The sequence below is a fragment of the Pseudomonas sp. Irchel 3H9 genome (genome assembly GCF_900187495.1).
Taxonomy (GTDB): domain Bacteria; phylum Pseudomonadota; class Gammaproteobacteria; order Pseudomonadales; family Pseudomonadaceae; genus Aquipseudomonas; species Aquipseudomonas sivasensis.
Genome location: NZ_FYDK01000002.1, coordinates 302,162 through 325,198 on the forward strand (window position 1 = coordinate 302,162; position 23,037 = coordinate 325,198).

The window sequence follows — 23,037 nt, forward strand, 5'->3', positions numbered from 1 at the left end:
CTTGAATAATCAGCGATTGAGAATGACTTGCAGACGCTAATGAATCCCGCAGCAGTTGGCCTACCCAATATCCTGACCATCGAAGATGATCCCGTGCTGGGCGCCTATGTCCACGAGCATCTGGGGCGCTGTGGCTTCCAGGTCACCTGGTGCCAGAACGGCCAGCAAGGGCTGGCGATGGCGCGCGAACAGGCGTTCGACCTGGTGTTGATGGATATCCTGCTGCCGGGGCTGGATGGTTTGTCGATCTTGACTCATCTACGCCAGAGCCATTCGATCCCGGTGATCCTGATGTCGGCATTGGGTGCCGAGGCCGATCGCGTCAGCGGTTTTCGCCTGGGCGCCGATGACTACTTGCCTAAGCCGTTCAGCATGGTCGAGTTGCGCGTGCGTATCGAAGCCATCCTGCGCCGGGTGGCCCTGGATCGACGCCCGCTGCCGACGCTTGCGCCGGTGCGTGGGGATGCTCGCACACTGCGTTTCGACGATGAGCTGTGCGATGTGTTTCATCAGGAACACTGGGCAGGCCTGACCCGCAGCGAATACCGCCTGTTGGAAACCCTGCACCGCAACACTGAAGAAGTCCTCAGCAAAGCATTCCTTTACCAACATGTGTTGCAGCGCGGCTATGCGCCCCATGACCGCAGCCTCGACATGCACATCAGCCAGATCCGTCGCAAGCTCAAGGCGATCGGCTACAGCGAGCGCGAAGTGCGCACGGTGTGGGGCAAGGGCTATGTGCTCAGTGGTCACGACGATGGGCTTTGAAAGGGCGCTGAAACGGCTGCCGGGCAAACATTCATTATTTTGGAAGCTCGCCTGCCTGTTGATTGCCTTCTGTTTGCTGATGATCTGGCTCAGTTGGTCCTGGGGCCGGTACATGGAGCAAAAGAACGCGTATTTGTCCGACGAGGCGAGGGTCACGCTGAGTGGTTATGCGGTGAGCGCCGAGCAGGCCTGGAATCGTGGCGGCCATGCCGGTATTGATGCGTGGCTGCAGGCGATGGGCAAACAGGAAAGCACGTGGATCGGCGTAATAGGCAACGACTTGCAGTCGTTGAGCAGCTACCCACTGACCGCTACGGAAAGCCAGCGCCTGACGTTCTTGCGGGGCCTGGATTGGCCGGTCAGCCGCCACGTCAAGGGCTTGCCGTGGCTCAAGATCCCGTTTGCGGTAGATCCGGGTGCCGGTTCGTTGGTCATTGAATTGCCACAGCGTTTTATGCCGGGGCGTTATCAAGTGGTCTGGCGCGTGGTGACCAATGGTGTGATTCCAGGCCTGTTTACCTTGTTGCTGTGCGTCGGCCTGTACCGGCTGCTGATCATGCCTCTCAATCAACTGCGCGAGCAGGCCAATGCCTGGCGTGCCGATCAATTGAACACGCGGATGCCCCTTGACGCCACCAGTCGACAGGACGAATTGGGCGAGTTGGGCCGTGCGTTTGACCACATGTCTGAGCGTTTGCAGGGCACTGTTGTATTGCAACAACAACTGCTGCGGGACATGTCCCATGAACTACGCACTCCGTTGAGCCGATTGCGCGTGGCCTGCGACAGTGAGCAGGATCTTGCTCAGTTGCGTGAGCGGTTGGGCCGAGAGATTGACGCTATGCAGCGCCTGGTGGAAGACAGCTTGCAGCTGGCCTGGCTGGACACCGAGCGGGCGCCACTGCCCAAGGAGGATCTTCAGGTACAGGCGTTGTGGGACATGCTGCGGGAGAATGCCTGCTTTGAAAGCGATTGGTCCGCATCGCGACTGCCGTGCCTGTTGGGCGCTGACTGTTGGGTGCGCGGTAATCTAAACGCCCTGGCCCAGGCCTTGGAAAATATCTTGCGCAACGCCATACGCCACTCTCCGGAAAACGGGGTTGTGCGTCTGGATGGGCGACGCGATGGGGAGTACTGGCACCTGTGGTTGGAGGATCAGGGCGGGGGGATTGATGAGCGTGATCTGGAGCGGATTTTTGCGCCGTTCACGCGCTTGGACGGCTCACGGCCCGGTGATGGTGGTTTCGGCCTGGGCCTGAGCATCGCGCGCAATGCCTTACAGCGTCAGGACGGCAGCCTGTGGGCGCAAAACACCGGTCAGGGCTTGCGTGTACACCTGCGGTTACCGGCGCGCTAGGGCTCAGCCCCGGCGCAGCTTGCGCTTCTTCCATTGGCGCGCGACCCACCAGCGCCAATAGCCCATCGTCAGGCAATAGGCCAATGCGCCCAGCACCAGCCCCAACACCACTGAGCCGAGCAAGAAGGGTTGCCACAGCGTACTCAACTGGCCGCTGATCCATTCCCAGGTCAAGTCATCGGGCAGGCTGCGCGGGGGCACGTTCATCAACCAGGCGCCGGTCATGTAAGTACAAACAAATACCACTGGCATCGTGATCGGGTTTGTCAGCCAAACCAGGCTGACGGCGATGGGCATATTGCCGCGCACGGTAATTGCCAGCACCGCAGCCAATAGCATCTGCAACGGAATGGGGATAAATGCTGCGAACAGACCCACCGCCATGGCGCGCGCCACCGAGTGCCGATTCAGATGCCAGAGGTTCGGGTCATGCAGCAGCGTGCCAAGAAACTGTAATGACTTGTGTTCCCTGATACTGGTGGGGTCGGGCATGTACCGTTTGAATAAGCGCCGTGGCATAAGGGGTCCAGGTCAGTTCGAGGGGCAAGTATGCCCGCATTCTATAAACAGAAAATTCAGACTTTGTGACAAAACATCATAGGACGTACCGAGCACCCAGCTAAGACTGAGTGGATCACTTGAAAAGGATGATTCATGAAGACAGGGATGTTCGCGCTGGCGCTGGGCTTGCTTGCCCTGCGTTTCCTACCTGAGTTACCGACCACTGGATGGCTGATAGCCATGCTGGTGCTGGTTTTGATGCTGCTGCCATTTCGTACGTCTCCCTTGGCGTTTTTCCTGCTGGGCTTGAGCTGGGCGTGCATCAGTGCGCAATGGGCGCTGGATGATCGCTTGCCACCGGCGCTCGATGGCCAGACGCGATGGTTGGAGGGGCGCGTCATTGGGTTGCCACAACAGACCGGCACCGGGGTGCGTTTCGATCTGGCCGACAGCCGGTCGCGTAACGCCCGGTTGCCCAAGCGCATTCGTGTGTCCTGGCACGGTGGGCCCGAGGTACGCAGCGGGGAGCGCTGGCGCCTGGCAGTCACGCTTAAGCGGCCGTCCGGGCTGCTCAATTTTCACGGTTTTGATCAAGAGGCATGGTTGCTGGCACAACGCATTGGCGCCACCGGCTCGGTAAAAGATGGTGAGCGCCTGTCGCCGGCCCGCCATGCCTGGCGCGACACGGTCCGCCAACGGTTGATTGCCGTCGACGCTCAAGGTCGCGAGGCGGGCCTGGCAGCTTTGGTGCTGGGGGACGGTTCCGGGCTGGCAGCCGAGGATTGGCAGGTGTTGCAGGACACCGGCACGGTGCACCTGCTGGTTATTTCCGGCCAGCATATCGGCTTGCTGGCGGGGCTGGTCTACGGGTTGGTCGCGCTACTGGCACGCTACGGTTTCTGGCCCCGAATGTGGCCATGGCTGCCTTGGGCATGTGGCCTGGCGTTTGCGTCCGCGCTGGGTTATGGCCTGTTGGCGGGGTTCGGTGTGCCGGTTCAGCGGGCCTGCGTCATGGTGAGCTTGGTGCTGCTGTGGCGTTTGCGCTTCCGTCATCTGGGGTTCTGGTGGCCGTTGTTGCTGGCGCTCAATGGTGTACTGATCCTTGAACCATTGGCCAGCCTGCAACCGGGGTTTTGGCTTTCTTTTACGGCTGTTGCCGTATTGATCCTGGCTTTCGGCGGGCGCTTGGGGCCGTGGGGTGTCTGGCAGGCCTGGACGCGTCCTCAATGGTTGATTGCCATTGGCCTGCTTCCTGTGTTGTTGGTGCTCGGGTTGCCCATCAGCGTCAGTGCGCCGCTGGCCAATCTGGTGGCCGTGCCTTGGATCAGTCTTGTGGTGTTGCCGCTGGCGTTGCTGGGGACCGCCATGCTGCCGCTGCCATATTTGGGGGAGGGCTTGCTGTGGCTGGCGGGTGGGGCGCTGGATGCGTTGTTCCTGGGTCTGGCATGGCTCGCAAGGCAAGCGCCCGCGTGGATACCTGCCGATGTGCCCTTGGGTTACTGGCTGATCAGTCTGATGGGAGCGGTGCTGTTGTTGATGCCCAAAGGTGTGCCGTTTCGGCTGTTGGGCTGGCCGATGTTGCTGTTGGCAGTCTTTCCACCGCGTGAGCCGGTGCCCCATGGGCGGGTGGAGGTGGTGCAGTTGGATGTGGGGCAGGGGCAGTCCTTGATTCTGCGTACCCGGCATCACACGTTGCTTTACGACGCTGGCCTGCGGTCTGGCACAGTTGATCTGGGGGCTCGTGTGGTATTGCCGTCGCTGAAAAAACTCGGCGTCGAGTCACTGGACATGATGTTGCTCAGTCACGCTGATGCCGATCATGCCGGTGGGGCAGCGGCTGTTGCCCGAGGGGTGCCGATCAAGCGGGTCGTGGGCGGTGAAACCGAAGGGTTGCCAGCGTTTCTCGGAGCCCAGCCATGTATCAGTGGCGAGCAGTGGGAATGGGACGGTGTGTCATTCGAGTTGTGGCAGTGGTCTGAGGCTATTAATGGCAATCCAAAGTCTTGCGTTCTGCAGGTCCAAGCCAATGGTGAACGGCTATTGCTCACCGGGGATATTGATCGCGCCGCCGAACGGGCATTTCTCGACTCACCACTGGCCGTGCGGACCGATTGGCTGCAAGCCCCTCACCATGGCAGCCGGAGTTCGTCATCCTGGCCTTTTCTACGGCGGCTGGCACCCACGTCAGTGCTGATCTCCCGTGGGCGTGGCAATGCGTTCGGCCATCCTCATCCACAGGTGGTTGAGCGCTACCAGACGCTGGGCAGCCAGTTATATGACAGTGCTGAGCATGGAGCGGTGCGCTTGCAATTGGGGGCTTTCCTGCCACCCATTGTTGCGCGTAGTCAACGCCGTTTTTGGCGCGAAGCGTTACCGTAATTCGACGTTACTATAAGGCTGGAGCCTACGACAGGCGAAGCCATGGCTGACGAACCCCGTTGCCGAACCTGTATGGTAAAGTGGCGCACTTTTTCGAGGGGACATTCACTGTGTGGGAATTGGTCAAATCCGGCGGCTGGATGATGTTGCCGATTATCTTGAGCTCCATCGCCGCACTCGGCATCGTTGCCGAACGCTTGTGGACCCTGCGCGCCAGTCGAGTCACGCCCGAGCATCTATTGGGGCAGGTCTGGGGCTGGATCAAGAACAAGCAACTGGACAAGGAAAAACTCAAGGCATTGCGCGCTGATTCGCCTTTGGGCGAAATCCTCGCCGCGGGCTTGGCTAACTCCAAGCATGGCCGCGAGATCATGAAAGAGTGCATTGAAGAGGCCGCCGCCCGGGTTATTCATGAACTGGAGCGCTACATTAATGCTCTCGGCACCATCGCTGCCATGGCACCGTTGCTCGGTCTGCTGGGAACGGTATTGGGCATGATCGATATTTTCAGCTCATTCATGGGGTCGGGCATGACCACCAACGCGGCGGTGCTCGCCGGGGGGATTTCCAAGGCCCTGATTACCACGGCAGCAGGCTTGATGGTCGGTATTCCTGCGGTGTTCTTCCATCGTTTCCTGCAGCGGCGCATCGATGAGCTGGTGGTCGGCATGGAGCAGGAGGCCATCAAGTTGGTGGAAGTGGTGCAAGGCGACCGTGATGTGGACCTGGTTGGGGGCAAAGCGTGAAATTTCGCCGCAAGCAACGGGAAAATGTCGATATCAACCTCGCGTCGCTGATCGACGTGGTATTTATCCTGCTGCTGTTTTTTGTCGTCACCACCACCTTCACCCGGCAGACCGAACTGCGTGTCGACTTGCCGGAAGCGGTGAGTGGTTCGCCGGCGGAAGACCAGGAAATCAAGCAACTGGACATCGCCATCAGCGCCGACGGCGCGTTCTCGGTGAATAACCAGTTACTGGAGAAAAACGATCTCGCCAGCCTGATGGTCGCCCTGGAGAAAGAATCCGGAGGAGACACCAAGATGCCGTTGTCCATCAGTGCCGATGGCAAGACCCAGCATCAGGCCGTTATCACCGCGATGGACGCCGCCGGCAAGCTCGGTTTCAGCCATCTGCGCATGAGCACTGTCGAGGCGGCGAGCCAACCTTGATGTCCATGTCCGATCGTTTGCTCAAGGCCTGGTACGAGGGGCATCCGGCGCTCGCGTTATTGCGGCCGCTGGAGTCTTTGTATCGCCGCGTAGTGCAGCGCAAACGCGCGCGGTTCGTGGCGGGCGAGGGCGACATTTATCAATCGCCCGTGCCAGTGGTTGTGGTCGGTAACATCACCGTAGGCGGCACCGGCAAGACGCCGTTGATCCTGTGGTTGATCGAACACTGTCGGCGCAATGGCTTGCGTGTAGGTGTGGTCAGTCGAGGGTACGGCGCCAAGCCTGCGCAACTGCCATGGCGCGTCGAGGCCAGCCAAAGCGCCGAAGTGGCGGGTGACGAACCTTTGTTGATCGTGCAGCGTTGCGGCGTGCCCATGATGATCGATCCCGATCGCAGCCGTGCGGTCAAGGCACTGTTGGCCTGCGAGCCGCTGGACCTGATTCTTTCCGATGATGGTCTGCAACACTATCGCCTGGCCCGTGACCTGGAACTGGTGTTGATCGACGCCGCCCGTGGCCTTGGTAATCGTCATTGCCTCCCGGCCGGGCCGTTGCGCGAGCCGGTCGAGCGCCTGCAGAGTGTAGATGCGCTGCTCTATAACGGCGCAGTATCAGATCGCGACGATGGCTTTGCCTTCCGCCTGCAGCCTACGGCACTCGTCAATCTGTATACCGGCGAACGCCAGTCGGTGGAGTACTTTCAAGCAGGTCAACGGGTGCACGCGGTCGCCGGTATCGGCAACCCGCAACGTTTCTTCAACACCCTTGAAACGCTACACTGGCAACCGATACCCCATGCGTTTGCCGACCATGCGCCCTACAGCGCCGAAGTCTTGAATTTTACTCCGTCATTGCCGCTGGTAATGACCGAGAAGGACGCGGTGAAGTGCCGCGCCTTTGCCCAGCCCGACTGGTGGTACCTTGCGGTGGATGCGGTGCCGTCACCGGCGTTCGTCGCGTGGTTCGACACGCAGCTGACGCGCTTGTTGCCCGCCCGTCTCTTGCCTTAAAACACTTCTTTCCAGGAAACATTCATGGACACCAAACTGCTCGATATCCTTGCTTGCCCGATCTGCAAAGGCCCGCTCAAGCTCAGCGCCGACAAAACCGAGCTGATCAGTAAAGGCGCGGGCCTGGCATATCCGATACGTGATGGCATCCCGGTGATGCTGGAAAGCGAAGCCCGCACCCTGACCACCGATGAGCGCCTGGATAAATGACCACCGCCTTTACCGTTGTCATTCCCTCGCGTTACGCATCGACCCGCCTGCCAGGCAAGCCGCTGCAATTGATCGGCAGCAAGCCGATGATCCAGCTGGTGTGGGAACAGGCCTGTAAAAGCAGCGCTGATCGGGTGGTTGTAGCGACCGACGATCCACGCATTATTGACGCGTGCAAAGGCTTCGGCGCCGAAGCGGTATTAACCCGCGAAGACCATAACTCCGGCACCGACCGCCTGGCCGAAGTGGCCACGCAGCTTGGTCTGGCGCCTGACGCCATCGTGGTCAATGTACAAGGCGACGAACCGTTGATTCCGCCGAGCGTGATCGACCAGGTGGCCGCCAACCTGGCTGCCCATGGTGAAGCGCGCATGGCCACCCTTGCCGAGCCGATTCACGACATTGAAACCCTGTTCAACCCGAACGTGGTGAAGGTGGTCAGTGATGTGAATGGCCTGGCGTTGACCTTCAGCCGTTCCACCTTGCCCTGGGCGCGTGACGCCTTTGCCAAGAACCGAGACGTGTTGCCGGAGGGCGTACCGTACCGCCGGCATATCGGCATCTATGCCTACCGCGCAGGTTTCCTGCATGACTTCGTCAGTTGGGGACCGTGCTGGTTGGAAAATACCGAATCCCTGGAACAACTGCGGGCCCTGTGGCACGGCGTGCGTATTCACGTAGGCGATGCGTTGGAAGCGCCGCCTGCCGGTGTCGATACCCCGGAAGACCTTGAGCGCGTCCGTCGCCTGCTGGGGGCCTGATGGAGGTTCTGTTTGTCTGCCTGGGCAATATCTGTCGCTCGCCCACCGCTGAAGGCGTCCTGCGCCATAAATTGCGCGAAGCCGGGCTGGCCGGGCAGGTCGAGGTTGCTTCTGCTGGCACCGGCGACTGGCATGTCGGTAACCCGCCGGACCAGCGCAGCCAGCGTGCAGCGTTGGTCCGCGGTTACGATTTGTCGGCCCAGCGTGCCCAGCAGGTCTCCCGTGCTGACTTTGCGCGTTACGACCTGATCCTGGCGATGGATAGCAGCAACCTGCGTAACCTCAAGGCGCTACAGTCAGGGCAGGGTAAGGCCGAACTGGATTTGTTTCTGCGCCGCTACCATTCGGAAGTGGACGACGTGCCAGACCCGTATTACGAGGGCGAGCAAGGCTTCGAGCGGGTGCTGGACCTGATCGAGCGGGCCTGTGATTTATTAGTGATCGAATTGAAGGGGCGGTTATGACCTTGCAAGTGCATGCGCAGGTTTCGCTCAAGCCATTCAACAGTTTTGGCATCGACGTGCGCGCCCGGCTTTATGCCGAGGCCCGCAGCGACGCCGATGTGCGAGAGGCATTGGCTTACGCTTCGGCACAAGCGTTGCCCTTATTGGTGATTGGCGGTGGCAGCAATCTGCTGCTGACCCAGGACATACCTGCGTTGGTGCTACGTATGGCCACCCAGGGCATTCGCGTGCTGCACGATGACGGCGTGCATGTGGTGGTTGAAGCCGAAGCGGGCGAGGCGTGGCACCCATTTGTACTTTGGACATTGGCGGAGGGCTTTTGCGGTCTGGAGAATCTCAGTCTTATCCCTGGGACCGTTGGGGCTGCCCCCATGCAGAACATTGGCGCCTACGGTGTGGAGATCAAGGATGTATTTGCCGGCCTGACCGCACTGGATCGTCATGCCGGTGAGCTACGGGACTTCAGCCTGCAAGAATGCAACTTTGCCTACCGTGACAGCCTGTTCAAGCACGAAACCGGACGCTGGTTGATCCTGCGGGTACGCTTTGCCCTGAGCCGCGTCAGCCACCTCAAACTCGACTATGGTCCGGTACAACAGCGCCTGGCAGGGCAGGGCATCACTGACGCGACGCCAAGCGATGTCAGTCGCGCGATTTGCAGCATTCGCAGCGAAAAATTGCCAGATCCGGCAGTACTGGGCAATGCCGGCAGCTTCTTCAAGAATCCGCTGGTGACCAGGGCATTGGCTGAAGAACTTCGAGCGCAGTATCCGGACCTGGTGGCCTACCCCCAGGGGGATAGGCACATGAAGCTTGCCGCCGGTTGGCTGATCGACAAGGCCGGCTGGAAGGGCTTTCGTGAGGGTGACGCGGGCGTGCACAAGCTGCAGGCGCTGGTGCTTGTCAACTATGGCAACGCCACAGGGCATGATATTGCGCACCTGGCCCAGCGTATCCAAAAGGATATCGTTGAGCGTTTCAAGGTCGAACTGGAAATGGAACCCAACCAGTACTGATGCCTTGCTCCTGGTAAGTAAAAAATAAAAATGCCCCGTATCTTTCGATGCGGGGCATTTTTTATTCGGCTAACAATTAGTCATCGCGGCTCATGATGCCGAAGATCTGCAACAGGCTGATAAACAGGTTGTAGATCGACACATACAGGCTAACAGTGGCCATGATGTAGTTGCGCTCACCGCCGTGGATGATGGCGCTGGTCTGGAACAGGATGCACACCGAGGAGAACAGCACAAACCCCGCGCTGATCGCCAGTTGCAGGCCACTGATCTGGAAGAACATGCCTGCAACCACCGCCGCCAGCAACACGAAGAAGCCTGCGGTGATAAAGCCGCCCAGGAAGCTCATGTCCTTGCGGGTGATTAGCACGTAGGCCGACAGACCGCCAAACACCAGGGCCGTCATGGCAAACGCCGAGCTGACCACTTCCGCTCCGCCAGCCATGCCGAGGTAACGGTTGAGGATAGGGCCGAGGATGAAGCCCATGAAACCGGTCAAGGCAAACGCCGACACCAGGCCCCAGGCCGAGTCACGCAGCTTGTTGGTCAGGAAAAACAGACCATAGAAGCCAATCAGCACGACAAAGATATTTGGATAGCCGACGCGCATCTGCTGCGCTACGAACGCCATCACGCCGCTGAATGCGAGGGTAAGGGCGAGCAGGCCATAGGTGTTGCGCAACACGCGGCTGACTTCAAGCTGCTCAGCCTGCGCGTTACCATTCACTGCGTAATTCTGTTCGCGCATGGCGACACTCCTTCGGTTTTGAAACGTTCAGTCGCAAAGATCATAACAGACGCTCTGTAACAAGCGATGGCGAGAGTTTGACAGTGTGTTTCATTCGGGTATTATGGCGCCCGCTGAGACAGGATGACCTACTATAATCCTGTGACGCAAAAGGGAAATTGGCAGAGTGGTTGAATGCACCGGTCTTGAAAACCGGCGAACGTTAATAGCGTTCCCAGGGTTCGAATCCCTGGTTTCCCGCCAAGATTCAAACGAAAGCCCCGCAAATGCGGGGCTTTCGTGTTTCTGGAGTCCTGGTTGCGGAAGACGGTTCGTCATAGGCATGCCTAAATTTGCCTATTCGAAGGATTTGACGGTTGCATATCTCCTTCTGTAACCCGTTTGGTAACCGCCTGCTCACCGTGCACCAGTGGCTGACTCGGGCCGCGAATGTCGATAACTTTCGATGCTGTCTTGGGCCGTCTATCACGAAGTTGAAACCACCACAGTGCTTAGTAGCCGCGTTGTACCTGCTTTGCCTTCCTGGCGTGTCGGTCCGGATTCTCCCGCTCAGCATCCCCAATCAGGGGGCATGCTTAGTTTGGTCCCATAAATTGTCCCAATAATTTTGTGGCTTTTCTGAAGAGCTTTTACTCGTCATCTTTTTGTTTTTTTACTATTATCGCTCATCTGTGCACTCAAGGAAGAGAGGCTGAGCGCCTTGAGTCTGGTAGAAAATTTACACTCGATCACTGAATGAGTTATGACTTTTACCCAGAACCTAACGACTCAGCCAACCGTAATTACTTCTTGGTGAAACCGATGGATAAAATGTGTGGCATCGTTGTAGTGGTAGGACTTGCCCTCTCGGGATGCGCTACGAAAACTCCAGAAAAACCTAACGTGACTCCACCCCCTGCCGTGGTCCATGAAGCACCACCTGAAGTCGCCCATTCGACACCAGAAAATTGGACTGTGCGTTATGAAGCTGCACCTGCTGCGAACGCCAGTGCTGAATCCCCAGTCCATGCCTCTGCTGAAGCCGCTCAGTCAGAATCAGAAACAGACCTAAATCAAAATCGCGCTGAGCAATGCCGTAAAGAGCTGGATGTTTTAAAGGTTTACAACAAAGCGTCTTACGCCAAATATGAAGCGGAATACCAAGCCATTGCTGCCAAAACTGCTAAATACATGGAAATTAAAGACTCGTTAGGTCCCGATTTAAACTACATGGTTATGCCCGCTTATCAATTTCAAATTCGCGAGTTCTGCTTCCGAGTTAAAACTCGTCTGTCGGAGCTTGTGCTTCGCCAAGCCAAATAATGACTCCACGTTAGGGGCGGTCTTTTTCCAGTAAAGGAAGCGCTGAAAAAGACTTCCGTCTCTGGTGAAGTACGTGCCTCACGGGACTCGAATGGTTGAGCACCGATGAAGTATATTTTCTTCGCGGTCGCCGAATGCGCTGGCAAGCATAAGTAGATCCAGCATGGGCACTTCTTGGCCTAGAGAGGCTATGGGGTGTCCAAGAAGCGCTCGAATCCCTGCTTTCCCACCAAGATTCATACGAAAGCCCCGCAATGCGGGGCTTTTTTGGTTTTGGGATTTTGGAGTCAGATGGGCAATACCTCTCACTGCCACACCCGCAGCCGCTGTTAAAGGCAGTTTCTCATCTCAATCAGCAGAAAAGCTGAGCCACCGAAAGCAGGCAAATCATCTGGGCAAACATCTGTGCTCGAATTGGATGCTTCATCGCCGTCACCTCGTAGGCAGTTGCTGGTGGTAGTGCCGTAGGCAATGTACATATATGCGCCAGAACGCTCGAAAATGGAAATGCAACCCTGGCTCGCCAACAACACATTCAACTGCTTCCAGAAGTATAGACCCTGCGACGAATTCGTCACGAAGCGCTCTGGCACACACTTCGAACACAATCTGCCGATATCGGTCGCACTTTTTTTGATTTCTCGGCTCTATCCTTGTCCCAGCCCCGCCGATTCCCCGCGAGGGCAGTAGAACAAGATCGGGTTTCGATGGATCGTACGTTTCCTCTTTCAATCATTCGTCGCCTACGCCGGCCACTGCTGTTGGTTGCGATGTTTGTACTCGGCGCCACTGGTTGCACCCAGCAACAGGGGCAGGACATTGCCAAGCAGTTCAGCAATGGAAAGCCCGATGAGTTCTTTCAAACCAGTGTCGATCGTATGGCGACCCTGGGCATGCGTGACAACCTGCAAAGTTTGTATTTACTGATGAGCAAGCTCTATCTGCGCAATCCCAGCCAGTGGAGACAGTCGGGTTACCCGGATGCGGTGAGTGCCGAGCGAGAGATTCGCCAGGCGATTGAGCAGCGACGACCGCTGCCCGCCCTGGGCGAGCGTCGCGATCTGGTCGCCTTGAGCTACTCCTTGAGCCCGGAGTTTCAGGGCGATCGAGTCGGTGCGTTTATCTATGCGATCGGCAGCATGCTGGTGACAGCCCATGGTGGGCGCACCGAGTTCTACATAACCGACTCGATCAATCCACAGTTCGTCAGCAATGCCGCGCGCAATATCGAGAAGGCCACATGGCTGCTCAGCAAGCGCCAGGATGCGAATGGCGTGTTGCTGTTGTTTTCCAATGAGATATCGGAGGAGGGCAGCAACCTTAGTTTTGCGGTGGAGTTTGGCAAGATCGTGGCGCGCCTCGATCTGCTGACACAGATGCTTGATGAACGATACCGGCGTATAGGTCTCAACTATGCGCAAAGCTTATTGCTGATGAATTTCCTGCCAGTACAGTGAGCTGCCGGCAGGCAACGCGGTAGCGTCAGCCCGATATGCACTACCCTAATCCTCGTGCAGGTAAGGTCTTTCTCTTTTGGCTGTAGGAAACAGCCTATCTTGCACCCCCGTGCTTGAAACACCCCGACGTCGGCAATAGCCTCGGACTTTTCCGAAAAAGTGAGGCCCTACCTTGGGGAAGCGAAAAACGGTGTGGCCGACGGACCGCGAGATACGCCTGCGCTTTATCCTCTTTGCGGTGATCAACGCCGCGAGTATCGAGGGAGTTCCCGCCGAGTTGTTATTGCCTGCGCACAAACTGCTGCGTGACTCACCCACCGAAGCGCAGTTGATCGAGGCCCTTCGGGAAATACTGGCGGCTGATGAGATGTACGGGTTCAGGTTTGCGGTGGGATCCGAGGCAGACGATCTGATGCAGGCACTGGATAAGCCCGGCGATTAATCCATCTTCGTTGAGCGGAACAACTGAGGGGCAAGTGACTATTCGTCGGCCTATGCTTAAGCCGTAGGCCGCATGGCCGATGCAGTGATGACTACCCCAGGGACGCCGCCATGTTTAATCGCCGTTTGAAGAAGGATCTGCAGGACCGGGACGACGAGCTTTTCCAGTTACGACAGCTTGTTGCGCAGTATGACCGTGGCATGCTCTCCATATGCCTGGATGCTGACTTGCGGCTTACGGCCGTCAACGAGGATTTTGCCCGGGCTTTGGGCTACTCCCGCGAACAGTTGCAGGGTCGACTCCTGAGTGAAATTGTTCCGCCTTACGTCATGGATTTACCCTGTTTTCGTGACTTCAATGCAGCAATCGCCCGCTCAGAGCCGGTGAGTGACGATTACCGCTTCCTGCGCAGTGACGCCAGCCTGGCGTGGATCAACCTGACATGGTGCCCGATCAGAGGGCGTGACGGCCGGCTGTCGCAGATCCAGGGCTACGGCACCGAAGTCAGTCGCGCCATTGAGCAAGCCAAAGAAAACGAAGCGTTTATCAACGCGTTGATACGTTCGACGGCCGTCATCCAGTTCCGACTGGACGGAACGGTCGTCACCGCCAATACCCAGTTCCTCGACGCCATGGGCTACACGCTCGATCAGATCGTCGGCAAAAAACACAGTATGTTCTGCACTACGCAGGAGGCCGCTTCGAGCGGTTACGCCGCGTTCTGGCAAACCCTCAATCGCGGCGAATTTGTCGCCAGCCGCTTCAAACGCGTGGACAGCCGTGGCAACGAGGTGTGGCTCGAAGCTACCTACAACCCGGTGCACGATGCGGAAGGCAAGCTGTGCAAAGTGGTCAAGTTTGCCAGCGTGGTCACCGACCAGGTCTTGCGCGAGTCCGAGGTCAAGGCCGCCGCCGGCGTGGCCTACGAGGTGTCGCTGCAAACCGATGTCACGGCCGAACGTGGCGCCGCGGTTGTGCAGAACACTGTACAGACCATGCAAAACATTGCTCTGCAAATGCAATCCGCCACCGGGAGCATTGAGGCGTTGGGCAAACAATCGTTGCTGATCAGCGCGATTGTGCAGACCATCGGGGGCATCGCCGCGCAAACCAATCTGCTCGCGCTCAATGCCGCAATTGAGGCCGCCCGAGCGGGTGAACAGGGCCGTGGATTTGCGGTCGTAGCTGATGAGGTAAGGCAATTGGCCAGCCGTACCAGCACTGCAACCGAAGAGATCGTCAGCGTGGTCCAGCAGAACCAGCGCCTCGCCGACGAAGCCATCACAGAAATGTTCAGCAGTCGCGAGCAAGCTGAGCAAGGCCTGACACTGGCCAACCAGGCTGGCGCCGTCATCACCGAGATCCAGGGTGGCGCCAAGCAGGTGGTGAACGCGGTGGGGCGTTTTGCGAATGAGCTGCAATAGCCCAGGTATAGGGCTGCTTGGTTTTATTTGAGAATCAGGAGAGCGCTATCAAACCTTTAACCTCTGAAGAACTGGCGGTCATCGCCGAGATAGAAACGGCGTCCAATATTCTGCGGCTGACTACACGCCTGACGGATATGCGCTTCTCGGCGATCTCGAAAATGACCGATACCCATTGGGTGGCATGTGCGGTGTACGACGAGCTGTATTTTGGCGTGGAGGTCGGCTATGAATTGCAGCTTGAAGCCACGCTGTGCAACGGTCTGCGTGCTAATCCCACCCCCATCATCATCGAACACGCCAGCAAGGATCCGGTTTTCTGGCAAAACCCATTGCCCAGGGAGCATGGCTTCGAAAGCTATATCTCACTGCCGATTGTCTTCTCCGATGGCAGCGTCTTCGGCACCCTATGCGCGTTGGACGTACTCCCCAAAAAACTGGAAAACCCGCAAATGGTCGAGATACTCACCATCTTCACTCGCCTGATCAGCACCACGCTGGAATTGCAGTACAGCCGGACCTGAGGCTGGTGTTTCTGAGCCAGCGTTAGATCGTTTATTTCCTTAAGGTTGGTGGGTATTCCTGGTTCGAATATCCATCGCATCGATTACGCTGTTTTGATTTACAAAACCGTTGTTATCACAGCGCAATCCCGGTCATCACATTACGTTTCGCTGTTGCGGTTGACTAAGCGGGCTGCGCAACACCCATTCCCGCTGCTCTGCCGTCGTCTTGTGCAGCGCTCCGGCATCACTAGAATCGGCGCCAGAACTTAGCCATTTCCTGTCGATTACGGAGTTTCGAACATGATGAACGCAATGCAGATGCCGATGAACACCGCCATGCCAATGATGCCGATGATGGGCATGCCGATGATGATGGCGACCATGAAGTGCGAAATGGCCGGTGACGCGATGATGTGCACCATGAAGCCTGCCGCCGGCATGGACATGGCTCAGTTCAAGACCAACGCCGAGATGATGGCGATGATGATGAACTGCGGCATGCCGATGATGATGCAGTGCGCCAATATGTCGATGATGTGCCTGTCGGCCGACGCCATGGCCATGATGGCGAGCATGAATATGCCGATGATGATGCCGATGGGCATGTCGATGCCGATGATGAAGTGCGTGATGGAATGCACGATGCAGGCCGATGGCATGCTGTGCAAAATGATGCCGATGCCGGGCATGAGCATGGCCATGATGGACAACTGCTGCATGCTCATGAACAAGTTGATGAGCGATTGCGCCATGCCGATGATGATGAGCTGCAACGGCATGCCAATGATGTGCTGCACCTGCTGACAGGTCCCGCGCAACCAAAAACGCCCCGAATAGTCGGGGCGTTTTGCATTCAGTCCAACCGTTCTGGGTAGGTGATCACCAGGAACGCCACCGCCTCGCTGTCCGCCGGGTTGCGGTAGCGGTGGGGCTGGTCGGCGTAGAACAGGATCGAATCGCCGGTAGACAGCAAGTAGCGCTCTTCATTGACGCTGACTTCCAATACGCCCTGGGCGACCACCAGGTTTTCCTGGATGCCTGGGCCATGGCCTGCGGACACTTCCTCACCCAGAGCGCGCAGGCGGATCTCGTAGAACTCCGACTGGCGCGCCGTATCGTAGGGAAATAACGCTCGACTGATAAACGCCCCATCGGCACTCACCAGGCGTTTGCTCTGTTGCGCCGGCAACACCTCGACCCCTTCGAATGCGCGGTCTTCCAGGAACGCCGCCACCGACACTTTCAATCCTTTGGCAATCTTGCACAGCACCTTGATCGACGGCACGCTGCGCCCGGATTCGATCTGCGCCAGCATCGCCCGACTCACGCCACAGGCACGGGCCAGTCCGTCCAGTGACAAATGGCGCTTGCTGCGCAGGCGTTGCAGGTTATGTGCGACGCACAGGCTGATTACATCGTCGTCCGTAGTCGTTTTGGGTAGTGGGGCGGGAGGTTCGGGAAGCACATGCAGGAAATTCATCGGCCTACGCCCGGCGGGTATCGCTGGGCGTCGCAGCGTGGTTGGTAAACACCGCCAACCCTGCGCGTGCCGCGTACATCGTCCACATCAACTCAGCCGCTGCGCGGGCCTGGCGGCGTTTGCGGTGAAGGGTAAAGTCAATGACGTTCGCGGATGTTGGCATCAGGGGGATCTCGTAGGTGACTCAGTGGCTCCACAATAATGGTTAGTGGTTATTTCTTTAAATACTGAGTTTGCATGTGTTAATTCGTTTTTGGACTTAAAAAGAAAGCGGGTCCGAAGGTGTTGTGGGAAGGGTCTGGTCCATTAAAAAGGCGTGACTTGGTGATCATCGCTGGCTTCCCATCACTGTTCGCGTGACGGCCCAGCCGTCACGCCCCCGCATTTCAAGGACTCACCCATGCTGCTGCGCCAACCTCCATTCCTGTTTGCCGCCCTGACCTTAAGCTCGCTGGTGCATGCCGAAGACTTGCAGCTGGCACCGGTCGAAGTCACCACCGCTGAAGCCACGGCTGGAGAAGTCGCCCAGGCGCAGCTCAAGAGCGTGCCCGGCGCCACCAATTACATCGACATGAGCAGCGTGCAGCAGGGGCGGGTGAGCACCAACGAAGATGTGTTCAAGTACCAGCCGGGGGTGTACGCCAAGGCGGCGAATAACGAAGGGGTGAAGCTGTCCATTCGCGGTTCGGGCCTCAACCGCAGCCCTGGCTCCCATGCGTCGGGGCTCTACGAGATGTTCGATGGGCTGCCGCTGACCGGCCCCGGTGGCACACCTTATGAGCTCAAGGATCCGTTATGGCAAAGCCGGGTCGAGGTGTTACGCGGCGCCAACGGTTTTGATCAGGGCGCCCTGGCGCTCGGTGGCGCGGTCAACTACGTAACCCGAACCGGCTACGACGCACCCAAGCTGCAGGTGCGCTATGAGGCGGGCAGTCGTGGCTACGCCCAGCGCGAGATCAGTTCGGGGCAGGTGCTGGGGGATGCGGACTACTACATCAGCCTGACTGACTCGGAATCCGACGGCTACCAGCGCCAAAGCGCGGCCACGGGCAAAGGCGTGGCTGCCAACTTCGGCTATCGCTTTAATCCGAATCTGGAAACCCGCTTTTATTTCCGTTACCGCGAAACCACCAACGACACACCCGGCAAACTCACCCGCGACCAGATCAGTCACGACCCGCGTGCCGCCAACAGCCTCAACGCCGCTCGCGACTCCAAGCGCCTGCAACCCGGCTCAACCTGGATCGCCAACAAGACCACCCTGCAACTGGACGACAACTCCCGCCTTGAAGTTGGCCTGGCGTATCACGATTACCCGATGGACCTGCGCGAGGGCACTATCCGTCTGAAAGTCGCCTACACCGACGTCAGCAGCACCCTCAATTACATCCGCCAGGACACGGTGTTCGGTCACGACAGCAAAACCACCCTAGGCCTGCGCACCACCCAGGCGATGCCCAATAACGGCGGTGCCGAGTATGTGCGCATTCCCGCTGGCAACACGGCCAGCTACGCCCCCGGCACCAAGACCCGCGACTACAGCTACCTCGGTTCCGACACCGTGTTGCATATCGGCAACGACCTGGAACTGATACCAGACCTGTGGCTGACCACCGGCCTGGCCGCCATCTACACCCGCCGCGAAACCCAGGTCAGCTATCCCGAAGGCCAGGCGCCGCTCAGCCAGCACGATTGGGACTACGCGCCTCGCATCGGGCTGCGTTACGACTTCAACCCGCAATTGCAGGTGTACGGCAACCTCAGCCGCTCCGTCGAGCCGCCGCACGCGTGGTCGATGATCTGGGGTTCCAACAAGTATTTCCCAGCGGGCAGCGGACCGGCCACTGGATTGGCGCGTGAAGGCGTCAGCCTGAAAAACCAGACCGCTACCACCCTGGAAGTCGGCGGTCGCGGTGAAGCGTGGCTCGGCCAGTGGGACCTGGCGCTTTACCGCTCCGAAGTGCGCCACGAACTGCTCACCGTAGAAACTCAAGCCCAGACTTCAACCAGCAATGCCATCGTTGCCGAATCCAACGCCAGCCCCACCGTACATCAAGGTGTGGAACTGGGCCTGCTCAGCCCGGTGTGGGATGGCGGCCGCAGCGGCAAGCTTGACCTGCGCCAGGCCTACACCTTCAGCGACTTCCATTACCGTGACGACGAGCGCTTTGGTGGCAACACCTTGCCGGGCATCCCCAAGCACTACTATCAGGCGCAACTGCGCTACAGCCACCCGACCGGTTTCTACACCAGCCTCAACACCGAGCATTCATCAAAGGTGGCGGTGGACTACGCCAACTCCTACTACGCCGCGGCCTATACGATCGTCGGCGCAACGTTCGGCTACGACGCGCCAAAGCAGGATTGGCAAGCTTGGGTTGACCTGCGCAACCTCACTAACCGCCGTTACGCCAACACGGTCACGCCGGGCTATGACGACAAAGGCCTGGATGTTGCCCGGTCTACACCCGCGGATGGTCGTGGCATCTATACCGGCGTGTCGTGGAGCTGGCGCTAAGCGGACACACCTGTGGCAACGGGCTTTCAGAGAATGTGAGCCCGCTTGCTCCAACGCTGTTTTACTGGCATTGTTTGCGCAATTGGTAACACTTCCCATTTGAGAATTTTTTGCGCATGCATGACATTCCGGCCGCGCTGGGCGACTCAGCGCGTCAGCAGGCCCTTACGGCGATGTACCGCGAGCACCATGGTTGGTTGCATGGCTGGCTGCGCAGGAAACTCGGTTGCTCCCAGCACGCTGCCGACTTGGCACACGACGCATTCATCCGTGTCCTGATGCTGGCCGAGCCGCAAGCTATCAAGGAACCCCGGGCCTTCCTGGCCACCACGGCAGGGCGCCTGCTGATCGACGGCGCCCGTCGTCGGCGTATCGAAAAAGCCTATATGGAAGCGCTGGTCATCCAGTGCGAAGACGCCGGCATGCCCGACCCGGCGGCGATCCATGTTGCGCTACAAGCCTTGGAACGCATCGCCGAAATGCTCGCCGGTTTACCGACCAAGGCCCGCGAGGCGTTCCTGTTGAGTCGCCTTGATGGGTTGACCTACAGCGAAATCGCCGCACGCCTGGCGGTGTCCCCCAGCACCGTCAAAAACTACATCTCCAGCGCCCTGGTTCACTGCTATCACAGCCTGCACGCGGCGGATCCACTGACATGAACTCCGAACAGATCATCCAGCAAGCAGCGAATTGGCTGACGCGCCTGCACGATGAGGATGTCACCGACGCTGACCGTCAGGCCTTCACTACCTGGTGCGAGGCCGACCCGCGCCACGCCGTGGCCATCGACCGCATGCGCGCCTTATGGGGCAGCCTCGACAGCGTGCCGGCGCAACCGGCTCGCCTCGCCCTGAACCGCGCATTTGCCCCGCAACGGGCGCGCAGCGCACAGGTGCTGGGGGTGCTCGGCGTCGTGTTCTGCGGTTGGCTGAGCCTGGAGCACCTGCCGGTGTGGATGGCCGACCAGCGCACCGGCGTCGGCGAGCGCCGTCAGATCGCGCTCGAAGACGGCAGCCAGTTGCAGCTCAACAGCAACTCGGCGGTGGACGTGAAGTTTGACGGCCACCAGCGGGTGATCGAACTGCTGCAAGGCGAACTCTGGGTAGACGTGGCCAAAGATGCGCAAAGGCCGTTCGTGGTACGAACCGACCAAGGCACGGCGACCGCACTGGGTACGCGTTACCTGGTCAAGCGTGCGCCGGACGGCACAACAGTGGTCACTGTGATCGAGTCCACCGTGGCGGTTAAAGGTGAGGTCGAGGAGGGCGTCAAGGTCACCGCCGGCCAGCGCTCCGTTCTCGACCATGGCCGCGCCACGCCTGCGCAGGCGATCGGCAATGCCGACCCGGACGCCTGGACTCGCGGCCTGCTCAAAGTCAACGACCAGCCGCTGAGCGAAGTACTGCAAACCCTGGCCAGCTACCGTCCCGGCATGGTGCGTTTCGACCCACAAGCGCTGCGCGACCTGCGCGTGTCTGGCGTGTTCAAGCTGGACGATACGGCGGCGGCCCTGTCGACCTTGGCGGATAACCTGCCGATCCAGGTGGAGTACTTCACCGACTTGCTGGTGGTGATCAAGCCCCGCTAGTGCTGGCGCAGGCGTTTGTACAAGGTATTGCGGCTCACCCCCAGTTCCCGCGCCAAGTGGGAAATATTCCCGCCGGCCGCCTTCAAACGTTGGGTCAGATCAATGCTGTCGTCCAGGTACTCACTGGTCGGCAGCGGCGGCGCCACGTTCAAATCCACAAAAAAATCATCCGGCAGATGCTCCGCCCGTATCGGTTGCTCCTCGGCCATCGCCAGCGCCACCTGCAAAACGCTGCTGACCTGGCGCAAATTCCCCGGCCATGGGTGCTGCTCGAATAACGCCAACACCTCAGCGCTCAAACCGGCCCATTGAGTGGGCTCGCGGTGTTGTTGCCACAGTTGCTGGAACAGCGCCTGCTTGTCGGTACGCTCACGCAAGGGTGGCAACTCCAGGGTCAGGCCGCCGATGCGGTAGTACAAATCCTCGCGAAAGCGCCCAGCTTGCACCAGCTCGCGCAGTGCGCGGTTGGTCGCCGAAATGATGCGCAAATCCACCGGGAACAACTCGCTGCTGCCCACCGGTTGCACGCAACGCTCCTGCAACACGCGCAGCAGGCGCGCCTGGGTCGGCAGCGGCATATCACCGATCTCATCAAGAAACAGCGTGCCCTTGTCGGCCTTGCGGATCAGGCCAATGCTGCCTTTTTGATTGGCGCCGGTGAACGCGCCTTTTTCGTAGCCGAACAGTTCCGATTCCACCAGCTCAGCGGGAATCGCCGCACAGTTCACCGCGATAAACGCCTTCTGGCTGCGGGAGCTGGCCTGGTGCAAGGCTTTGACGAACACTTCTTTGCCCACGCCGGTTTCGCCGTGGATCAGCAGCGGGATATCTTTTTCCAGCAAACGCTCGGCCTGGCGCACGGCTTTTTCTACGCGAGCATCACCAAAATGCAGGGTGTTGAGACCAATCGTCGCCTGTTTCGAAACCACAGGCTCAGTGAAGACGCGCGCCTGCACTGGCATCTGCTTGGGGCGTTTCAATAAGCACTGAAACCGATTGCGTCCCGCCGCTTGCAACGAAAACGGCAAGCCCTCCGGTTGGTTGAGCAACTCCAGCAGCGACACTTTGAACAAGCTGTCGATCATCACCCGCGACAGGCTGATGCCCAGCAGGTTATCGGCGCGGCGGTTGGCCGACAGCACCTGGCCACTTTCATCAAAGATCAGCAGGCCCGCCCATTGGCTGTCCAGGTTGCTCAGGCCGGTGTTGAAGGTCAGTTGGAAATGGTCACCACGAAATAGATTGAGGATCAGCCGGTTCTCAACGGTCTGGCTCATCATCTTGACCATGCCCAGAGTGTGGGAGGGCGGCAGGTAACTGTCGCTGGATACATCCAACACCGCGATGATCTCGCGCTGAGCATCGAAGATTGGCGCCGCCGAACCGGTCATGAAACGGTTGGCCTTGAGGAAATGTTCGTCGTGTTCGATATGCACCGCCTGGGCACAGGCCAGCGCGGTGCCGATGGCATTCGTACCGCTGGAGCGCTCCTGCCAACTGGCACCGGCGCTGAATCCACGGGCCAGCTTGGGCTCGATAAAGCGTTGGGTGCCCCACGAGGTCAACACCTGGCCCTGGTTGTCCGCCAGCATGATCAGGCAGTTGGAATTGCTCAGGATGTTTTCGTAATAGGGCAGGACTTCCTGGTGCGTGGTCTGCACCAGGGAATGCTGGCTTTCCAGCAGTTGGCTGATGCCGTCGGCCGGCAATTGATCGAAGCTGGGCGTGCTTTGGTGGTCCAGGCCGAAGGCGCGGCAACGGCGCCAGGAGTCTTGGATGATGGTGTCGTGCGCCAAGGGTTCGGCCATCGGGCGACCTTCTGTTTTTATTGTTTTTATGGGGCCCCGCAGGCGCGGGGGCCCCATTAGTGTTGTTCAGAACTGTTCATTGTCAACCCCCTGAGTGTTCAGTTGTTCAGCCCGATTGTTCACTCCC

General features: G+C 58.9%; 24 protein-coding genes and 1 tRNA gene. 20 read left to right on the top strand and 5 right to left on the bottom strand.

Going from position 1 to position 23,037, the window contains the following annotated elements:
* Window positions 1–39: 39 nt before the first annotated feature.
* Window positions 40–768, top strand: coding sequence for a response regulator transcription factor (locus CKW32_RS07355; RefSeq protein ID WP_032889647.1), 729 nt, complete (start codon window positions 40–42; stop codon window positions 766–768).
* A complete protein-coding gene (locus CKW32_RS07360; protein WP_095184454.1) occupies window positions 758–2,125 on the top strand; it encodes a sensor histidine kinase in 1,368 nt (455 codons plus the stop codon). The genes CKW32_RS07355 and CKW32_RS07360 overlap by 11 nt, the downstream gene beginning before the upstream one ends.
* Window positions 2,126–2,128: 3 nt before the next feature.
* On the opposite strand, the gene CKW32_RS07365 is transcribed toward CKW32_RS07360, so the two are convergent.
* On the bottom strand, window positions 2,129–2,644 hold the full coding sequence (locus CKW32_RS07365; RefSeq protein ID WP_032889645.1) for a DUF2062 domain-containing protein: 516 nt from the start codon (window positions 2,642–2,644) through the stop codon (window positions 2,129–2,131).
* Between the two features lie 135 nt (window positions 2,645–2,779).
* Between CKW32_RS07365 and CKW32_RS07370 the strand changes: the two genes are divergently transcribed.
* From CKW32_RS07370 to murB, 8 genes are all read left to right on the top strand, one after another.
* Window positions 2,780–5,005 carry a DNA internalization-related competence protein ComEC/Rec2 gene (locus CKW32_RS07370; protein ID WP_256585263.1) on the top strand — a complete coding sequence of 742 codons (2,226 nt, stop codon included), beginning with the start codon at window positions 2,780–2,782 and terminating at the stop codon, window positions 5,003–5,005.
* A 110-nt stretch (window positions 5,006–5,115) separates the two neighbouring features.
* Complete coding sequence (locus tag CKW32_RS07375) at window positions 5,116–5,751, top strand: MotA/TolQ/ExbB proton channel family protein (RefSeq protein WP_032890033.1); 636 nt, start codon at window positions 5,116–5,118, stop codon at window positions 5,749–5,751.
* Window positions 5,748–6,176: a biopolymer transporter ExbD gene (locus CKW32_RS07380; protein WP_095184456.1), complete on the top strand. Its 429-nt coding sequence runs from the start codon at window positions 5,748–5,750 to the stop codon at window positions 6,174–6,176. Before CKW32_RS07375 ends, CKW32_RS07380 begins: the two co-directional genes overlap by 4 nt.
* Window positions 6,176–7,186: a tetraacyldisaccharide 4'-kinase gene (lpxK, locus tag CKW32_RS07385; protein ID WP_095184457.1), complete on the top strand. Its 1,011-nt coding sequence runs from the start codon at window positions 6,176–6,178 to the stop codon at window positions 7,184–7,186. Before CKW32_RS07380 ends, lpxK begins: the two co-directional genes overlap by 1 nt.
* Before the next feature lie 24 nt (window positions 7,187–7,210).
* Complete coding sequence (locus CKW32_RS07390) at window positions 7,211–7,396, top strand: Trm112 family protein (RefSeq protein WP_003174668.1); 186 nt, start codon at window positions 7,211–7,213, stop codon at window positions 7,394–7,396.
* Window positions 7,393–8,157 (top strand): 3-deoxy-manno-octulosonate cytidylyltransferase, encoded by a 765-nt coding sequence (gene kdsB, locus CKW32_RS07395; RefSeq protein WP_032889641.1) that lies wholly within the window; start codon window positions 7,393–7,395, stop codon window positions 8,155–8,157. The genes CKW32_RS07390 and kdsB overlap by 4 nt, the downstream gene beginning before the upstream one ends.
* Complete coding sequence (locus tag CKW32_RS07400) at window positions 8,157–8,621, top strand: low molecular weight protein-tyrosine-phosphatase (protein ID WP_095184458.1); 465 nt, start codon at window positions 8,157–8,159, stop codon at window positions 8,619–8,621. Before kdsB ends, CKW32_RS07400 begins: the two co-directional genes overlap by 1 nt.
* The gene (gene murB, locus CKW32_RS07405) at window positions 8,618–9,637 is read left to right on the top strand and encodes a UDP-N-acetylmuramate dehydrogenase (RefSeq protein WP_095184459.1); all 1,020 of its coding nucleotides are present in this window, start codon (window positions 8,618–8,620) and stop codon (window positions 9,635–9,637) included. Before CKW32_RS07400 ends, murB begins: the two co-directional genes overlap by 4 nt.
* A gap of 76 nt (window positions 9,638–9,713) precedes the next feature.
* On the opposite strand, the gene CKW32_RS07410 is transcribed toward murB, so the two are convergent.
* Complete coding sequence (locus CKW32_RS07410; protein ID WP_003174664.1) at window positions 9,714–10,385, bottom strand: Bax inhibitor-1/YccA family protein; 672 nt, start codon at window positions 10,383–10,385, stop codon at window positions 9,714–9,716.
* 152 nt (window positions 10,386–10,537) lie between these two features.
* Here CKW32_RS07410 and CKW32_RS07415 point away from each other — a divergent pair.
* From CKW32_RS07415 to CKW32_RS07445, 7 genes are all read left to right on the top strand, one after another.
* Window positions 10,538–10,628 (top strand) — tRNA-Ser (locus CKW32_RS07415).
* A gap of 492 nt (window positions 10,629–11,120) precedes the next feature.
* Window positions 11,121–11,687 (top strand): hypothetical protein, encoded by a 567-nt coding sequence (locus tag CKW32_RS28455; protein ID WP_233896834.1) that lies wholly within the window; start codon window positions 11,121–11,123, stop codon window positions 11,685–11,687.
* Between the two features lie 707 nt (window positions 11,688–12,394).
* Window positions 12,395–13,144 carry a hypothetical protein gene (locus CKW32_RS07425; protein ID WP_032889588.1) on the top strand — a complete coding sequence of 250 codons (750 nt, stop codon included), beginning with the start codon at window positions 12,395–12,397 and terminating at the stop codon, window positions 13,142–13,144.
* Between the two features lie 172 nt (window positions 13,145–13,316).
* On the top strand, window positions 13,317–13,586 hold the full coding sequence (locus CKW32_RS07430) for a hypothetical protein (protein ID WP_095184460.1): 270 nt from the start codon (window positions 13,317–13,319) through the stop codon (window positions 13,584–13,586).
* A 110-nt stretch (window positions 13,587–13,696) separates the two neighbouring features.
* Window positions 13,697–15,010, top strand: coding sequence for a PAS domain-containing methyl-accepting chemotaxis protein (locus tag CKW32_RS07435; protein ID WP_032889586.1), 1,314 nt, complete (start codon window positions 13,697–13,699; stop codon window positions 15,008–15,010).
* A gap of 17 nt (window positions 15,011–15,027) precedes the next feature.
* A complete protein-coding gene (locus CKW32_RS07440) occupies window positions 15,028–15,534 on the top strand; it encodes a GAF domain-containing protein (RefSeq protein ID WP_256585265.1) in 507 nt (168 codons plus the stop codon).
* Window positions 15,535–15,816: 282 nt separating this feature from the next.
* The gene (locus tag CKW32_RS07445) at window positions 15,817–16,320 is read left to right on the top strand and encodes a hypothetical protein (protein ID WP_164440486.1); all 504 of its coding nucleotides are present in this window, start codon (window positions 15,817–15,819) and stop codon (window positions 16,318–16,320) included.
* A gap of 49 nt (window positions 16,321–16,369) precedes the next feature.
* Here CKW32_RS07445 and CKW32_RS07450 read toward each other — a convergent pair whose 3' ends face one another.
* Window positions 16,370–16,996 (bottom strand): helix-turn-helix domain-containing protein, encoded by a 627-nt coding sequence (locus CKW32_RS07450; protein ID WP_032889585.1) that lies wholly within the window; start codon window positions 16,994–16,996, stop codon window positions 16,370–16,372.
* A gap of 4 nt (window positions 16,997–17,000) precedes the next feature.
* Window positions 17,001–17,159, bottom strand: coding sequence for a hypothetical protein (locus CKW32_RS28280; protein ID WP_163033225.1), 159 nt, complete (start codon window positions 17,157–17,159; stop codon window positions 17,001–17,003).
* 237 nt (window positions 17,160–17,396) lie between these two features.
* Between CKW32_RS28280 and CKW32_RS07455 the strand changes: the two genes are divergently transcribed.
* The 3 genes from CKW32_RS07455 to CKW32_RS07465 all read left to right on the top strand — a co-directional run bounded on the left by CKW32_RS07455 (window position 17,397) and on the right by CKW32_RS07465 (window position 21,102).
* Window positions 17,397–19,514 (top strand): TonB-dependent receptor domain-containing protein, encoded by a 2,118-nt coding sequence (locus CKW32_RS07455; RefSeq protein WP_095184461.1) that lies wholly within the window; start codon window positions 17,397–17,399, stop codon window positions 19,512–19,514.
* 116 nt (window positions 19,515–19,630) lie between these two features.
* On the top strand, window positions 19,631–20,173 hold the full coding sequence (locus CKW32_RS07460; protein WP_032889583.1) for a sigma-70 family RNA polymerase sigma factor: 543 nt from the start codon (window positions 19,631–19,633) through the stop codon (window positions 20,171–20,173).
* Window positions 20,170–21,102 (top strand): FecR family protein, encoded by a 933-nt coding sequence (locus CKW32_RS07465; protein WP_095184462.1) that lies wholly within the window; start codon window positions 20,170–20,172, stop codon window positions 21,100–21,102. The genes CKW32_RS07460 and CKW32_RS07465 overlap by 4 nt, the downstream gene beginning before the upstream one ends.
* Here CKW32_RS07465 and CKW32_RS07470 read toward each other — a convergent pair.
* On the bottom strand, window positions 21,099–22,910 hold the full coding sequence (locus CKW32_RS07470) for a sigma-54-dependent Fis family transcriptional regulator (protein WP_095184463.1): 1,812 nt from the start codon (window positions 22,908–22,910) through the stop codon (window positions 21,099–21,101). The genes CKW32_RS07465 and CKW32_RS07470 overlap by 4 nt on opposite strands.
* Window positions 22,911–23,037: the final 127 nt, after the last annotated feature.

Excerpts from the sequence above, each read along its gene's own strand:
- CKW32_RS07355 (WP_032889647.1), top strand. The coding sequence starts at position 40 with ATGAATCCCGCAGCAGTTGGCCTACCCAATATCCTGACCATCGAAGAT.
- CKW32_RS07360 (WP_095184454.1), top strand. The coding sequence starts at position 758 with ATGGGCTTTGAAAGGGCGCTGAAACGGCTGCCGGGCAAACATTCATTA.
- CKW32_RS07365 (WP_032889645.1), bottom strand. The coding sequence starts at position 2,644 with ATGCCACGGCGCTTATTCAAACGGTACATGCCCGACCCCACCAGTATC.
- CKW32_RS07370 (WP_256585263.1), top strand. The coding sequence starts at position 2,780 with ATGAAGACAGGGATGTTCGCGCTGGCGCTGGGCTTGCTTGCCCTGCGT.
- lpxK (WP_095184457.1), top strand. The coding sequence starts at position 6,176 with ATGTCCATGTCCGATCGTTTGCTCAAGGCCTGGTACGAGGGGCATCCG.
- CKW32_RS07390 (WP_003174668.1), top strand. The coding sequence starts at position 7,211 with ATGGACACCAAACTGCTCGATATCCTTGCTTGCCCGATCTGCAAAGGC.
- kdsB (WP_032889641.1), top strand. The coding sequence starts at position 7,393 with ATGACCACCGCCTTTACCGTTGTCATTCCCTCGCGTTACGCATCGACC.
- CKW32_RS07400 (WP_095184458.1), top strand. The coding sequence starts at position 8,157 with ATGGAGGTTCTGTTTGTCTGCCTGGGCAATATCTGTCGCTCGCCCACC.
- murB (WP_095184459.1), top strand. The coding sequence starts at position 8,618 with ATGACCTTGCAAGTGCATGCGCAGGTTTCGCTCAAGCCATTCAACAGT.
- CKW32_RS07410 (WP_003174664.1), bottom strand. The coding sequence starts at position 10,385 with ATGCGCGAACAGAATTACGCAGTGAATGGTAACGCGCAGGCTGAGCAG.
- CKW32_RS28455 (WP_233896834.1), top strand. The coding sequence starts at position 11,121 with ATGAGTTATGACTTTTACCCAGAACCTAACGACTCAGCCAACCGTAAT.
- CKW32_RS07425 (WP_032889588.1), top strand. The coding sequence starts at position 12,395 with ATGGATCGTACGTTTCCTCTTTCAATCATTCGTCGCCTACGCCGGCCA.
- CKW32_RS07435 (WP_032889586.1), top strand. The coding sequence starts at position 13,697 with ATGTTTAATCGCCGTTTGAAGAAGGATCTGCAGGACCGGGACGACGAG.
- CKW32_RS07445 (WP_164440486.1), top strand. The coding sequence starts at position 15,817 with ATGATGAACGCAATGCAGATGCCGATGAACACCGCCATGCCAATGATG.
- CKW32_RS07450 (WP_032889585.1), bottom strand. The coding sequence starts at position 16,996 with ATGAATTTCCTGCATGTGCTTCCCGAACCTCCCGCCCCACTACCCAAA.
- CKW32_RS28280 (WP_163033225.1), bottom strand. The coding sequence starts at position 17,159 with ATGCCAACATCCGCGAACGTCATTGACTTTACCCTTCACCGCAAACGC.
- CKW32_RS07455 (WP_095184461.1), top strand. The coding sequence starts at position 17,397 with ATGCTGCTGCGCCAACCTCCATTCCTGTTTGCCGCCCTGACCTTAAGC.
- CKW32_RS07460 (WP_032889583.1), top strand. The coding sequence starts at position 19,631 with ATGCATGACATTCCGGCCGCGCTGGGCGACTCAGCGCGTCAGCAGGCC.
- CKW32_RS07465 (WP_095184462.1), top strand. The coding sequence starts at position 20,170 with ATGAACTCCGAACAGATCATCCAGCAAGCAGCGAATTGGCTGACGCGC.
- CKW32_RS07470 (WP_095184463.1), bottom strand. The coding sequence starts at position 22,910 with ATGGCCGAACCCTTGGCGCACGACACCATCATCCAAGACTCCTGGCGC.